A 13,300-nucleotide genomic window follows, 5' to 3' on the forward strand; every position below is an offset into this window, starting at 1 on the left:
ACGGAATTAGAGAACTTATTGATTAAAAGAAGCTAACTCTAAGGTCACTTGGTCAATGCCACTCTTTTGGATCCGTTGGCTTATTTCAGCTTCTTTACTACTGAGTAAAGAGATACCTTCGATGATCATATCGTAAGCTTTCCATTGACTTGTTTGTCTGTCTTGGCGCATTTGAAAAGTAATGTTAATTTCAGGCGCATTGGCATTACGAATAACTGAATTAACACCAACAATTCTAGCGCCATTTGTTGATTTATGAGATTCAAATGCAACGTCTTGTTGTTTATATTGTTTTAACGCTATTGCATAAGTTCTTACTAAGTAACTGCGCATAGAAACAACAAATTTTTCACGCTGTTCTGGGGTCATCGTTCTCAAATTTCTACCTAAAACCTTGAATGCGGCGTATTTGTAATCTATTGATGGCATTAACTCTTCTTCAACAATATCACGCATCAGTTCAGGGAATTTTTTCAGTGACTCTTGATCTTTAGCAATACGAGAAAACAAACGTTCTCCTGTTTCAGCAATTACTGTGTATGGAGAGTTTTCAATGCTGTAGGCATTGCTGGAAAAGCTTGCCAATGAAGTCATGAATAAGAGAGTAAATATTGCCATTAAGTGTTTCATGTTTTTGTCCGTATTTGAGAGAGCGTATTAAGTGCTGAGCTCATTGTTAATTCATTAGGGGTATTTTACATACCGACCATGCGGTATGTAAATACTTAATTGATATTTTTTATTACTATTTGCTATATCGGCTGTGAAAAGCCAAGGAGATAAGTGAAAAGAGTGGCGTTAATGACTTCTAAGATTTCTAATATAGTTGCACAGTTCTTTGATGACTTTTTCAAAGAGGTCTTTGTTTTTAGAACTTTTACTTAAACTAGAAGAACCATGAAAAGTTGAGACAATAAAATAGGCAACTTGGCTAAAATCAATGTCGTCACGAAGCTGGTTAGCGACACGTTGTAAGTTAATGGCGATAAGTTGGTTGAGTTGTTGCTGCATGTTTAAAATACGTAAGCGAAAGCCTTCATCTACGCCAGACATCTCTTGGCAAAGGTTGTTTAAAGGACAACCACAAACAATCTCGTCACAAGATGAGTTGGTATACATAGCGGTAAAAAAGTCGCACAAACCTTCAATAGGATCATCTACCTCTACTGCTGGCTGCCATAATTCTAAAAACATGGGGGTATAAATTTCTTCAAAAACAGCGTAGCCCAGCTCCATTTTATTTTTAAAATGATGATACAAGGCACCTTTTGAAACTTCACAGCGCACTAAAATACAAGATAAGCTTGTTGCGATGAAACCCTTTTTATGAATTTCATCTGCACTTATTTCTAGTATTTTTTGACGAGTTAGCTCTGCGTCTCTCATATTCACGACTTAATTAACTATTAATGATAATTCATTCTAACCGACCGGTGGGTAGGTTGTAAACCCAGCTTTTTTATTGGTGAAATATTTGAAGTTGAATAAGAATGTTTTGTGTCATTAAATCATCATTATTTTCACCATAACTATGACAACAAATTTCTTTAGTCTTATGCAAGTTGGTCGTGAAATATTTATTACACTATTAAGGTCCTTTGCTATGCTTGTAGATAATACTCTAGATCTTATCTATGACATTTTTCGTCATTTGAATTATTGAAATAATCACTCTAAGGAAACCAATGAAACATAATCTCATTACCTCAAGTATTAGTGCTTTGTTTCTTATCGCTACTGCTACAGCAACATCGAACGCTGCAGCCAATGATAAAGAAGTTGTCGCCAATGATTTTGTTGAAATATTTGAAAAATTGGGTGGGAAACATCCTGGCTATAGAAAAGCACATGCTAAAGGTTTGTGTGCATCAGGTACTTTTGTACCAACACCCAATCAACATTTTACTGGAGCTGCTTTGTTATCGAACGGCGAACTACCGGTATCTATTCGATTTTCCGTTGGCGGTTCAAATCCCAATAGTGATGAAAAAGCGGCTGGCACGCGCGGCATGGGCATGCAAATAAAGTTACCTGATGGCTCTTTTCACACTTTTACTGGTAATAACTTTCCGGTGTTTGCCGGTAAAAATCCAGAAGTTTTTCATGGTTTTTTATCGACCTTACTTCCTGATGAAAATGGTAAAACTGATCCCGCTAAAACCATGGCATATATTCAACAACATCCGAGTGTTCAAGCTAATGCTATGTGGAATAAAACAGCTAAAACAGCCGCTTCATTTGCCAACACTGAGTTCTTTGGTTTGCACACTTTTTACTTTGACCAACCTAATCAACAGAAAACTAAATTTCGCTGGACCATTGAGCCTAATTTAGGGGTTAAAACATTAGAAAAAGCTGAGGCTGCTAAAATGCCTACTGAGTTTTTAGCGGATACCTTTGCGCAACAGCTTAAAAATGAAACGGTTAGTTTTAACATTATGGCAAGTTTAGGTGAACCACAAGACAGTGATATTGACCCATCACAACAATGGCCAAGTGAACGTCCTCAAGTAACGCTAGGCACAGTGACCGTTAATACCAGTGGCAGCGATGCATGTAAAAATACTAATTTTGATCCTAATATGATGTCTGCAGGCTTTACGCCAAGTGATGATCCGGTATTAAGAATGCGTTCACCGGCTTATGCTATATCTTTTGGCAAAAGGTTGAGTGGTCAATAAGTGACTCGCTAGTAGGTATAAATCAGCATTGCTTTTATGAAATGGGGGGTCAGTAAAACTGACCCCATGTGTCATTGATTTGACAATACATGGTTAGCAAAGGGCAATTGTTTCTTGTTTTATGGTGAATGTTAACAAGTTTAATAATTAATCGCTTCTGGTAAAGTCTTTATGCAGAACAGCTTTATTTACTGTTTACTTCAAACATTATTTTTAGCCATCTTAAGTCTTTAGGCTCAAGACCCGCTTTTTTGTGCAGAGATGGCGTTTGATAAACTTCCTTGTAAACATGACAAATAGCGACCTCAGTTAGTTCTCGCCATCTTTCTCCATCAAGTTCAGGAATACTGCCATCAGCTAAATTGGCGTCAGTTATCGGGTCATGCTGCAATTCTGTGGTACGTAGTGTCAACTCTAATTCTTGTAATATAGGATTAATAACCTGCAGTGTACTTGCATCGGCAAATTCTTTTGCAATATGTGCATCAGCTTCTTCTATAGATTTATTCAGCTGATGTTGGGAAAGTTTCTCTCCCGTAGGACGCAAGCCGTACTTGTTAATTATACCGCCAACACTGGGTAACAACGCTTTTGCCGCAATACCTACGCCCAATAATGGATTTACCACAGCGGCCAAACCACCCACTAATAGCATGCTATATGTGAGTTTTTTATCTAGCGCGTCAATTTGATCAGCCAAAGACTCAATACTGTTTGGATTACTTGCGCTTTTATTTCTTACCATTTCTTCTGCTGATTGGCGCATATAATCTTTAAGCATTTCTTCTGAATGTTGATTGGGAAAGTGAAAAACACGCCTTTTAGGCAGGTTGTTAATTTCTGGAACAGCATTCGGGAGACACCGCATGGTGTGTAAGGCAAATTTATATTCTGATAGTTGGAAAGGTATAACAAAATAGTGTTTTTCGTCATACTGGATATCGTTATATTTGTCTGACTTCTCTGCGGAAATAAAGACGGGTAAGCCATTCACTTTTTCTTTAACAATGGAATAATTAGCCGCTAACTCTTCTGTAGCTTTGTCTGCAACTGAGCGAACGACATTGAGTCCTTTTTTAAAAAAATTTTGCATAAGTTTTGCAATTCCCTTGGTATGTTGTCAGTAACACGATAATGTTTTTTTACTATAAGAGTACTAATACCCAATATTTTAGCTTCAGCATAATAATTATGGTCGTTTTGCGCGACAGTAACATTTTTTATATTGGCAAGGTTTCAAAGGCTAGGGAAATTAAAAATATAAGTGTACGCCTTCCTGTTGGCTGTTACTGCTTAGAATACGTTAATTATCTCCAGTTATCAATTTGGCCTAGGTCTGCTTGAACCGCTAGAAAATAAGGACTTTCTTTAACTTTTTATCCTGAAAAATTAACAGTAATTGCGCTTTATTGGGCAGATACAAATCAAAAAGCAGTGCTAATTAGCACTGCTTTTGTTGTTAATGATAAACATCAAACATCAAACATCAAACATCTCAAATTTTAAGGTGATGTCGAGGCAATATTTACCCGTTTATTGTGTGCCAGTATTAATAAGATAAGTGAGATAACACCGACCACAGCCCCGATTAATTTGCCATATTCACTGGGTAAGTTTAAGCCTATTCCTGCCGTCATAATATAAGAGACACTAACACTAGTACCAACAATGGCAGGTAAACTGACAATCCAATGGAAAGTGCCACGGTCAAACAAAAATTTAGTGGCTAGCCATAATACACTGGTAGAAAGTAGCATGTTTGAAAAAGCAAAATAACGCCATATTATTGAAAAATCTAATTTTGTCATAAAATAAGCAATAATCAAAATAGGCACGGCTAACAAGAGTCGGTTGCGTAAACTTTGTGGGATATTAAATGCATCCACTAAGGTTAGACGCAAGGACCGAAAAGCGGTATCTCCAGAAGTGATAGGGAATATCGCAACGGCTATAATAGCCATAATGCCACCGAGTGCGCCAAGGTAGCTGTTTGCTATATGGTTAACCACTAAGCCAGGACCGCCTTGGTCAAGCAATGCTTTAAGCTCTGAGTAACCTTCAGGAAATGCTGCTATGCCAGCTAAGGCCCAAACACAACCTACAATGCCTTCGCACATCATCGCGCCATAATAGACTGGGCGTACATATTTTTCATTGGTTAAACAACGCGCGATAATCGGTGCTTGTGTCGAATGGAAACCACTAATTGCGCCACAGGTAATTGTTATAAATAATAATGGCCAGACAGGGAGACCGTCAGCATTAGGCTCTAAAAAGTCATGACTGTAATGGTCTGAGTTAAAATACCCCAAAAAATCACCAGCGACAGGTAAGTGTGGCGCATTCATAAGTAATGATACCGCGATAAGCGAGGTCATCACTATCATGAGTAAACCAAAAAGGGGGTAGAGCTTGGTTATTATCTTATCTATGGGTAATAGTGTTGCCATTAAATAGTAGCCTAAAATAACTAAAACCCAAAAGGTATTACCGGCTAAAAATGTGCCTTCAAAATAACTTAAATTACTTAATAATCCGGCAGGACTCATGATAAAAACAACACCAACAAAAAACAGTAGCATGGTGGTGAATATCAACATTATCCCTTTAAAGTAAACGTTGTAATAGTGGCCTGCAATTTCAGGCAAACTTTTACCATCTTCTTTAATACTCATGACCCCAGAAAAGTAATCATGTACTGCGCCACCTAAAATATTACCAAGTACAATCCAAATAAGTGCAACCGGTCCATAGAGTGCACCAAGGATAGGACCAAAAATAGGACCTACCCCAGCAATATTTAAAAACTGAATAAGAAAGGCTTTAACCGGGTGGATGGCAACGTAATCAACCCCTTCTTCAAAACGTGCTTGAGGTGTTTTGATCGTTTCATCAATGCCCGCTTGTTTTTCAATGAAAGGGCTATAAAACTTATAACCCAATATTAATAGAGTGATACAGATAAAAAAGATAATCATGATTGTTTATTACTCCGTTCTAGTGAATAGATCCATTCAGGGGGAGCACAGATTTGTGCAAGCGAATATTTGCTAAGTATTACCTATATATACTGAGTATCAAAGGAGAATTTATGTTTATTCCCCACTTTATTTAGCGCTGGGCAATACTTTATGATCTCTGTTTGGTTATTTTTTTTGGCTTTACATCAAATTTACAAAGTCATACTCAGTATGAAAAATTATTTTGGCGATATATTGATTTTATATTAGGTGAGCAGCGTCGATAAAATGCATACATTCAATGCAACAGTGATTGACTTTAACGGATATCAACTTTCCAACTAAAGCCGATAAGACACAGAATTAATAACGTAAAGCGACCTTACTATAGCTTATAAATAGGCATTACAGTCGTCTACGCTAGCAGGCGACTGTATCATTTTAGGTGGTAACTAGATTATTGATCAAAGCTAAATAAAGTCACTCGCTGGCTGATGAGTTATTTAGTAAGGACTCGATACTTCAGTTTTTAACGCTTCTAATAAATCATGAATTTCAGCTTTTAATTCTTTGTCGACAATTTTATTACAGCTGATTTTTGCTTTTTCTAAGTTTTCAATCGCCTGTTCTTTTTCACCGAGTTCAACTTGTAGTGATGCAACGGAGAAGCCAATTGATGAACGAAAATCTTTTGAATTAATCTCTTCTGCTTTAAGTAATGCTTTCTCGTAAATTGAAATAGCTAAGGGTAAATCGTCGGTAAAGTCAGCAAGTGTCTCCCACTGTACAGGATGGTCTTTATCGGTATTTTCGTTATCATCACAGAGTTGTTTTAATTCACTGTAGCAATTGTCAAAGTTGATTTGATTTCTTTCCTGAGCAGCAAGCATTAACTCTCCAGCCAAAGCAAATACGCGCTTGTAGATTTTTGTATTCATGGTTTTTAGTACTCTTAAGTTGTTTGAGGTCTAGGTGCTAGCGGTTGACTTACAAGGTTTATTCTTGATTTGTGGTTTTGATGCTATCAAGCCTTATTGTGTCATTATTGAAACCTAAATGGGCTGTTTGATATTTTAACACCAGTTTTAACTTTAGACTAGTTTAGACCTGAAAATTGAAGAGTTATGACTCAGTAATAAACCTAATCACTTTTTAATGGAAGTCAGTCGATAACAACGTTTTGCTTGAACTCACTCAATGGCAATCTTTTGGTGGGTAATCAATTCTTGCTAAAGAACTAAACGCGAATTAATTCATCATTAATTCGCGTTACTGTTATTTTATCGGTTAAGCGTTAATTATGCGCTTAATCCCAATCATCATAGTAATCTTGAGTGAACCTTCTCAGTTGTCGTTCTTCTTGCAGCTGTTCAATTTTTTTCTTGGCTAAATAGTTACGTTTGTTACTATGTCTTGATTTTTTTACATCGCTAGGTGAGGTATGTAACTCAAATTCAGCAATGTTATTGTCACTATCGTTATCATTATCATCATCATTGTTATTATCATCTCCTTCGTTTGAAGATAGATCATAGTTAAAACTTATTTCATCAGAAGCTGATAACTCATAATTAGAATTGATATTCATTGTTATATCACCAAAGGATACTCAAGTAAAAACAGCATAATCTACGCTTTTTGCTAACAAGAAAAGTAAAATATTTTTACGTTAACGATAAATCATTTTTACTGAAAATATTTTGAATTTACTGTGCTAGTTCGCTATAAATTGCATCTGTTTTTCACGTTACTGGGGGCTCATAATAGCGGGGGCTTCTGGTTCATCTTTTCTCAGTAAATTTTTAATATCAATAATTCGTTCTTCATTCTCATTTTCTTTATGAAAGGCAATGAATAATTCACGTTCAAAAATAGGCAGGGCATTGATTTTAAATAACTTACCTTGCTCGATAAAAGGTTTCGCTAGCATGTCTGGTAGATAGGCACTTCCGCCACATTGCAGCATTAAATCAAGTGCAATACGCGCTGTACTCGTTCTAATTGCAGGAATTGATATGTCAGAAAATTCTTTAGCATGCCAGTGAGTAAAGCTAGTTCCCCAATCAATCATAATATAACGTTGTAAGTCTGCGGGGCTTGTTACTTTGTTATTAAAAGTCGTCACGGGAATTAAATTAAACATATGTAAAGATTCAATCTTTAGCTCTTCTACTTTTGGGGGATCAAATAGAATCGCAACATCTAAAGTACGCTCAAGTAATTGTCTGGTTAATTGCTCTCGCGATAATATTTCAGCGATTAAACTGATTTGTGGTTCATTGCTATATATCTTTGAAATGGCATCATGTATATAAACATCCCAAGTATTAGGTGTGCCGGCAATATAAATGTGCGCAACTTTTTCAGTGCTTATGGCAATATCTTGTTTTGCCATTCGAAGGGTATTGATCATAAGCTCCGCGTAGGGGACAAGCTTTTCTCCTGCGGGTGTTAATTGAATATTGTTTCTGGTGCGCTGAAACAAGGTCACATTAAAGTATTTCTCTAACTGACGAACTCTGGTACTAACCGCCGCTTGGGTCAGATATAGGTTTTCTGCCGCTTTACCAAAGTGACGACAATCCTTAACTTCTAAGAAGGTTTTAATTAACTCAATATCCATACTGCAATCTCTTATCGATACGATAATTATTATTTGTTTTACAGCCTTGCTTGTTAGCCGCATAATCCGCTAAAACCTATACCCTGTCAATAGAGGCGCAAATGACTTTAATACATGGATTTATTGCTGCAACACAATTTTACGATGATGTACATTTTCCACGTGGTTTCAGAAAATCTGGAGATTTCAATATCGCCGAAGCAGAATTATTAACACAGGTAGGCAAACGTTTACTGATGTTAGAAAAAGCTATTTGTTCGCCAGAAAATGAAGTTGAAATACAGTTTGTAAACATGTGTGAATCACAACTTGAAGGTCAAACTAAAGTTGAACTGTTGTGGAAAAAATACATAAAAATAACCAGACATAAGTCGTTTCACTGTTTAAATGGCAGCATATTTACTCAAGCAGCAGCCAGTTAGTCGATAAAATAATTAATATGCAGTAGATTTAAGGATAAACTTACCGATAAGTTTATCCTCTTCTTAACGAATTCTCAGTTGAAACTTTTAAAATTATCCTATTTGTCCTCAGGTAATAACGTCGGCTTAGTTTTGCGCTGAAATGTTAGCCAATTTACCCAACCAAAAGCCATACACAGTACCCATATAAAATAATCAATCAGCAGTAGTTCGTTTCTTTCTATACCGACTTTGCGGATCAGTGTTGACCATTTTAAAAAACCATAGCCTTCTTTAAATTTAAATATTTTATCATCCTGCTTCGCCCATAAATAATTATACTCAAAGCAAAAGTCATGCAAAATAACTGGGATGAGTAATAACCCTGTTGGCGAGAAGAAAAGCCAGACTATTGCCGGGTACGAACTACCATCAAAAATAAAGCCTTTCGGAATTATAACGATTCTTTTGTTAGGTAAGGTATAATGCCAATCTTCGATAAGTTGCCATTGCCGCTTCTTAAAAAGTAATCGCCACAATTTGGAATAAAATGAAAACTTTTGCGTTTTTATAGCAAAAGGCTGTAACTTTGGCATTTTCATTAGTTTTCTAGTTTAATGATTAGAGAATAATGCGATTCTATAGTTAAATAACCCATAAAATAAAACGCAAAATTTTACTTAGTTTGATTCAAAAAATTTGTTGAAATCTTTATTAGGAAATTAAATGTCCCTAGAACTACTCCCTACTTATATTGAAAAAATCGAAGAACTATTAGCCAACGATCTTCAATTAAATGAATTAGCTGCTGAAATTGAAGATACGCTCATGCCAGAGCACGTAGCAATTCTTTTAGAAGCTTTTCCTATCAAACCTCGATTAAGTCTTTGGGCGTTGTTGAGCGCAGATTATCAACAAAATATTTTTCTAGAGATGAAAAATGAATCTCGGCAGATGTTATTAAATGCAATGGATGACGATGCCTGTTTTCCTTTATTTGATAAATTAGATGCCAACAGTTTAATAGAACTTACTGAAGATTTAAGCGATCGCTTCATTGAATATGCTGTCACAAAAATGACAGCTAAACAAAGAGAGTATTTAAAAAAGGCTCAAGATTATTCTGAAGATGAAGTAGGGCGCTGGCAAAGCTTTGACGAAAAAAGAATTTCGCAAAAATTGAAAGTAGCAGCAGCAAAGAAAGTGTGTGCAAAAAATTTATTACCATTAACTGAAGTTATTTATGTTGTTGATAATAATGCCCAATTACTTGGTGAGATCCCCATCAATAAACTGTTGCTTTTAGATGGGGATACTCCCTTAGCCAGTGTAGAGTATCAAGATGTTCAAGTTTTAGAAGCCAGTAAAGATATAGATGAATCAATTGACGAAGTGATCCTTTCTGGAAAATCAGCATTACCTATCGTTGATGAAAATGGTCATTTAACCGGCCGTTTAGATTTGCACTCTGCTTATAGATACAAAGACCAGCATAAAGATAATCAATTAATGCAATCGGCTGGTTTGAGTGATGAAGAAGATTTATTTGCCAGTGTTTGGTTAAGTAGTAAAAACCGAGCGATTTGGCTGGGTATTAACCTAGTGACTGCATTTTTAGCTTCTTGGTTTATTGGTTTATTTGAAGCGACCTTACAACAAGTTGTTGCACTTGCCGTGCTTATGCCGGTGGTTGCATCGATGGGCGGTATTTCCGGTAGTCAAACGTTAACCTTGATTATACGTGGTTTAGCGTTAGGGCAAATTAGTGATGCTAATAGGCAGGCTATCGTTAAAAAAGAGCTTAAAGTTGGCGCAATTAATGGCATGTTATGGGCGACGGTCATCGGCATCATCACTTTTTACTGGTTTGAAAATCCAATGCTATCAGTCACCATTTGTATCGCTATTTTAGGTAATATTTTAGTTGCTTCGTTATCAGGGGTTTGGATACCTTGGATATTAAATAAATTTAACATCGACCCAGCATTATCTGGAGCTGTTATTTTAACAACCGTAACAGATATATTTGGTTTTATAGCCTTTCTTGGCTGCGGTACCTTATTACTGCTTTAGAAAAATCAGCTTAATTAACGTTTTTATTGTTATTTTAGCGATAAAAATAGTGGCTATTCTCAGCGCTGAAAAGAATAATGTTGCTGCTTCTTGCAGACCAATTTAATTTTTTAAGCCGCTGGGAATTATTTTATTGTTAACAAACAATCGATTTAAATAATCTATTTTAAATGTAACCTCTTGTTTTTAATGGGTTTGTTGTTTTTTTTATTCTCTCCCCGTCACGCTTTAATCTTCCAGTACTCACACTCATTATATCAAGGGTTAGCTATTTTCCTTGTTTAACAAAAAAAATTGATTAGTTAAACGAAAATATTTTGCTTTTCAATTCTCAAATAGTGGAACATTATCCATCCAGAATCTAATTATGATTTTTTTGAAGGCAAAAAATGAATATTGATACATACGAAAGTACTGGCATAGGTAGCAATTTGAATTTCAATCCTGGTATCTCCGGATTCGAAGTAACGAGTGGCTCTGCAAATAAAAAAGAAATTAGCAATATCGCCAAACAGAAATATCTGGTTAAAGAAAGATTAGATATTTTAAATGAAAAAAGGTTCCTTGACCGTCAACTTAATTCATTAAGTGACTATTGGGATATGTAAGTAATTTTAATGTAAAGAGAATATTTATGAAAAAAACAATTTTAGCTATCGCTTTATTAGCCCTAACTTCAAGCATAGCGCACAGTGAAGAAGCAGAACCTGCTTTAATGGATGCACCTAGTGACTACGTATCAAGTCTTTTAAGTCAATGTAAAGAATACGCTATTGAAGATGAAATAGCAGAAACTGATATGAAAACTTATTTATTAAATTGTATCAATGATGAATTAAAAGAAGGCGATTACAAAGCAATAAAGGTTTTACCTAAAGACGAGTAATCGTTTTGTATTACCAGCTTGTCTAAGTCACTCAAATTATTTAGACCACTTAATATAAGTGGTTTTTATAATTTGAGTTCACTTACTTCACTTCATCTATTCGTAAATAAACACAGCTATTCATTATTCTCAACAAACTTCCCCCTCATTTTTTGTTCTAAAACTCTACCAGTATTGCCATTTTAAAAATCATATACAAAATAATCTGCCATTATTCATTTAAGCCATTTTTCCTGGGAAAATCACAGTTTAGTCCAATGTTGTAGAGCCCATAAATTTGTCTAAACAAGTAAAATTTGCTCAGTGATTTATCCTAATAAATTTTAATCGTTATTTTTTCAACTATTGACGTAAAATATTCTATAATAACGACTTTATAATTATATAAATCGCCGTCTAATCATTTTATTTGATTAAACGTATCGAAATATAGCGCTTTATTATTTAATGAGCTAGCTATACACTCGATATTACTTATTACCTCACTTTTTAACCTTAAATAAAGGTGAGCACTACAGGACTTATTATGAAAGTTGCTATCTTATCTAGAAACAAAAATCTTTACTCTACGCGCCGTTTAAAAGAAGCCGGCGAAGCTATGGGACATGAAGTTGATATTATCGATACATTACACTGTTATATGGATATCACGAGTACTCGTTCAGCTGTGCGTTACAAGGGTAAAGAATTGCCAAAGTATGATGCAATTATTCCTCGTATTGGCGCCTCTGTAACTTTTTACGGCACGGCTGTGGCAAGACAATTTGAAATGATGGGTACCTTCAATATTAATGAGTCCGTCGCTATCAGCCGCTCACGCGATAAATTACGGTCATTACAGTTGCTATCGCGTAAAGGTTTGGGTTTACCGCGAACGGGTTTTGCAAACAAGCCTGATAATGCCAAAGATTTAATTAAAAATGTTGGCGGCGCGCCGGTGGTTATTAAATTGCTCGAAGGCACGCAGGGCATAGGTGTAGTCTTAGCCGATACCGCTAAATCGGCTGAAGCCATCATCGAAGCATTCATGGGCTTAAAAGCGAACATCTTAGTACAAGAATTTGTTAAAGAAGCCGGTGGTGCTGATATTCGCTGTTTAGTGATTGGCGGTAAAGTGGTTGCGGCGATGAAACGTCAAGGCGCTGAAGGTGAGTTTCGTTCTAATTTACATCGCGGCGGCTCTGCTACTGTAGTTAAATTATCGAAAGAAGAGCGTGACACAGCAGTTAAAGCGGCAAAGGCGATGGGCTTGAACATGTGTGGCGTCGATTTACTGCGTTCACAAAATGGTCCTATGGTCATGGAAGTTAATTCATCTCCTGGCCTTGAAGGTATTGAAAAAGCGACGGGCAAAAATGTTGCCGGGATGGTGTTTGAGTTTTTAGAAAAAAATGCAAAACCTCATGACACCAAAACACGTGGCAAAGGATAATTAAAGAGAGTTTTATGGACATATTACGTATAGGTGAGTTCGAAATTTTACCTGGAGAGCAGCGCAAAATAGAGTTGCCGGTTGCTAAGTTATATACCGATGCCGACGTTTCTTTGCCTGTTCATATTATTCGCGCTAAAAAACCGGGGCCCACTATTTTTTTGAGTGCGGCGGTACATGGCGACGAATTAAATGGTATTGAAATTATTCGACGCTTGATCCACGAAAAGAAACTTAAAATAAC

The 13,300-nt window shown here is 36.1% G+C and carries 15 protein-coding genes; 7 read left to right on the forward strand and 8 right to left on the reverse strand.

Translation table 11 applies throughout. The features are described 5' to 3' along the window. Positions 1 to 15: 15 nt before the first annotated feature. Together H4J69_RS17320 and H4J69_RS17325 are read right to left on the reverse strand one after the other, a co-directional pair. The gene (locus tag H4J69_RS17320) at positions 16 to 630 is read right to left on the reverse strand and encodes a phospholipid-binding protein MlaC (RefSeq protein ID WP_182217877.1); all 615 of its coding nucleotides are present in this window, start codon (positions 628 to 630) and stop codon (positions 16 to 18) included. A 168-nt stretch (positions 631 to 798) separates the two neighbouring features. Continuing rightward, a complete protein-coding gene (locus tag H4J69_RS17325) occupies positions 799 to 1,386 on the reverse strand; it encodes a TetR/AcrR family transcriptional regulator (protein ID WP_070374442.1) in 588 nt (195 codons plus the stop codon). 299 nt (positions 1,387 to 1,685) lie between these two features. Here H4J69_RS17325 and H4J69_RS17330 point away from each other — a divergent pair, with 299 nt between their 5' ends. Then, positions 1,686 to 2,681, forward strand: coding sequence for a catalase family peroxidase (locus H4J69_RS17330; protein ID WP_182244931.1), 996 nt, complete (start codon positions 1,686 to 1,688; stop codon positions 2,679 to 2,681). A gap of 184 nt (positions 2,682 to 2,865) precedes the next feature. Here the strand turns inward: H4J69_RS17330 and H4J69_RS17335 are convergent, their stop codons facing one another. The 5 genes from H4J69_RS17335 to H4J69_RS17355 form a co-directional block, all read right to left on the reverse strand. After that, positions 2,866 to 3,774: a hypothetical protein gene (locus tag H4J69_RS17335; protein WP_182244930.1), complete on the reverse strand. Its 909-nt coding sequence runs from the start codon at positions 3,772 to 3,774 to the stop codon at positions 2,866 to 2,868. Between the two features lie 409 nt (positions 3,775 to 4,183). Next, positions 4,184 to 5,659 (reverse strand): carbon starvation protein A, encoded by a 1,476-nt coding sequence (locus tag H4J69_RS17340; RefSeq protein ID WP_182244929.1) that lies wholly within the window; start codon positions 5,657 to 5,659, stop codon positions 4,184 to 4,186. A 485-nt stretch (positions 5,660 to 6,144) separates the two neighbouring features. Then, complete coding sequence (locus tag H4J69_RS17345) at positions 6,145 to 6,579, reverse strand: tetratricopeptide repeat protein (RefSeq protein WP_182217882.1); 435 nt, start codon at positions 6,577 to 6,579, stop codon at positions 6,145 to 6,147. 368 nt (positions 6,580 to 6,947) lie between these two features. After that, on the reverse strand, positions 6,948 to 7,229 hold the full coding sequence (locus H4J69_RS17350) for a hypothetical protein (protein ID WP_182217884.1): 282 nt from the start codon (positions 7,227 to 7,229) through the stop codon (positions 6,948 to 6,950). Positions 7,230 to 7,388: 159 nt separating this feature from the next. Then, complete coding sequence (locus tag H4J69_RS17355) at positions 7,389 to 8,264, reverse strand: LysR family transcriptional regulator (RefSeq protein WP_182217886.1); 876 nt, start codon at positions 8,262 to 8,264, stop codon at positions 7,389 to 7,391. Between the two features lie 101 nt (positions 8,265 to 8,365). Between H4J69_RS17355 and maoP the strand changes: the two genes are divergently transcribed. After that, positions 8,366 to 8,686, forward strand: a complete 321-nt coding sequence (gene maoP / locus H4J69_RS17360; RefSeq protein WP_182222827.1) for a DUF413 domain-containing protein — start codon at positions 8,366 to 8,368, stop codon at positions 8,684 to 8,686. 98 nt (positions 8,687 to 8,784) lie between these two features. Here the strand turns inward: maoP and H4J69_RS17365 are convergent, their stop codons facing one another. Continuing rightward, positions 8,785 to 9,267, reverse strand: a complete 483-nt coding sequence (locus tag H4J69_RS17365; RefSeq protein ID WP_070374435.1) for a DUF1353 domain-containing protein — start codon at positions 9,265 to 9,267, stop codon at positions 8,785 to 8,787. A 124-nt stretch (positions 9,268 to 9,391) separates the two neighbouring features. Here H4J69_RS17365 and H4J69_RS17370 point away from each other — a divergent pair, with 124 nt between their 5' ends. The 5 genes from H4J69_RS17370 to H4J69_RS17390 all read left to right on the forward strand — a co-directional run. Beyond that, entirely contained in the window at positions 9,392 to 10,738 is a 1,347-nt protein-coding gene (locus H4J69_RS17370) for a magnesium transporter (protein WP_182217891.1), read from the forward strand. A 389-nt stretch (positions 10,739 to 11,127) separates the two neighbouring features. Beyond that, entirely contained in the window at positions 11,128 to 11,346 is a 219-nt protein-coding gene (locus H4J69_RS17375) for a hypothetical protein (RefSeq protein ID WP_182217893.1), read from the forward strand. Between the two features lie 26 nt (positions 11,347 to 11,372). Then, the gene (locus H4J69_RS17380) at positions 11,373 to 11,624 is read left to right on the forward strand and encodes a hypothetical protein (RefSeq protein WP_182217895.1); all 252 of its coding nucleotides are present in this window, start codon (positions 11,373 to 11,375) and stop codon (positions 11,622 to 11,624) included. A gap of 526 nt (positions 11,625 to 12,150) precedes the next feature. Beyond that, the gene (gene rimK, locus H4J69_RS17385; protein WP_070374431.1) at positions 12,151 to 13,056 is read left to right on the forward strand and encodes a 30S ribosomal protein S6--L-glutamate ligase; all 906 of its coding nucleotides are present in this window, start codon (positions 12,151 to 12,153) and stop codon (positions 13,054 to 13,056) included. Positions 13,057 to 13,070: 14 nt separating this feature from the next. Next, positions 13,071 to 13,300, forward strand: a 230-nt coding sequence (locus H4J69_RS17390) for a succinylglutamate desuccinylase/aspartoacylase family protein (protein WP_182217897.1), incomplete at its 3' end; no start/stop codon positions are given.

Origin of the sequence: Colwellia sp. BRX10-9 (assembly GCF_014077405.1) — a bacterium.
Classification (GTDB): domain Bacteria; phylum Pseudomonadota; class Gammaproteobacteria; order Enterobacterales; family Alteromonadaceae; genus Colwellia_A.

What these genes read in the sequence shown, in the direction of transcription:
- H4J69_RS17320 (WP_182217877.1), bottom strand. Translation starts at nt 630, where the DNA reads ATGAAACACTTAATGGCAATATTTACTCTCTTATTCATGACTTCATTG.
- H4J69_RS17325 (WP_070374442.1), bottom strand. Translation starts at nt 1,386, where the DNA reads ATGAGAGACGCAGAGCTAACTCGTCAAAAAATACTAGAAATAAGTGCA.
- H4J69_RS17330 (WP_182244931.1), top strand. Translation starts at nt 1,686, where the DNA reads ATGAAACATAATCTCATTACCTCAAGTATTAGTGCTTTGTTTCTTATC.
- H4J69_RS17335 (WP_182244930.1), bottom strand. Translation starts at nt 3,774, where the DNA reads ATGCAAAATTTTTTTAAAAAAGGACTCAATGTCGTTCGCTCAGTTGCA.
- H4J69_RS17340 (WP_182244929.1), bottom strand. Translation starts at nt 5,659, where the DNA reads ATGATTATCTTTTTTATCTGTATCACTCTATTAATATTGGGTTATAAG.
- H4J69_RS17345 (WP_182217882.1), bottom strand. Translation starts at nt 6,579, where the DNA reads ATGAATACAAAAATCTACAAGCGCGTATTTGCTTTGGCTGGAGAGTTA.
- H4J69_RS17350 (WP_182217884.1), bottom strand. Translation starts at nt 7,229, where the DNA reads ATGAATATCAATTCTAATTATGAGTTATCAGCTTCTGATGAAATAAGT.
- H4J69_RS17355 (WP_182217886.1), bottom strand. Translation starts at nt 8,264, where the DNA reads ATGGATATTGAGTTAATTAAAACCTTCTTAGAAGTTAAGGATTGTCGT.
- maoP (WP_182222827.1), top strand. Translation starts at nt 8,366, where the DNA reads ATGACTTTAATACATGGATTTATTGCTGCAACACAATTTTACGATGAT.
- H4J69_RS17365 (WP_070374435.1), bottom strand. Translation starts at nt 9,267, where the DNA reads ATGAAAATGCCAAAGTTACAGCCTTTTGCTATAAAAACGCAAAAGTTT.
- H4J69_RS17370 (WP_182217891.1), top strand. Translation starts at nt 9,392, where the DNA reads ATGTCCCTAGAACTACTCCCTACTTATATTGAAAAAATCGAAGAACTA.
- H4J69_RS17375 (WP_182217893.1), top strand. Translation starts at nt 11,128, where the DNA reads ATGAATATTGATACATACGAAAGTACTGGCATAGGTAGCAATTTGAAT.
- H4J69_RS17380 (WP_182217895.1), top strand. Translation starts at nt 11,373, where the DNA reads ATGAAAAAAACAATTTTAGCTATCGCTTTATTAGCCCTAACTTCAAGC.
- rimK (WP_070374431.1), top strand. Translation starts at nt 12,151, where the DNA reads ATGAAAGTTGCTATCTTATCTAGAAACAAAAATCTTTACTCTACGCGC.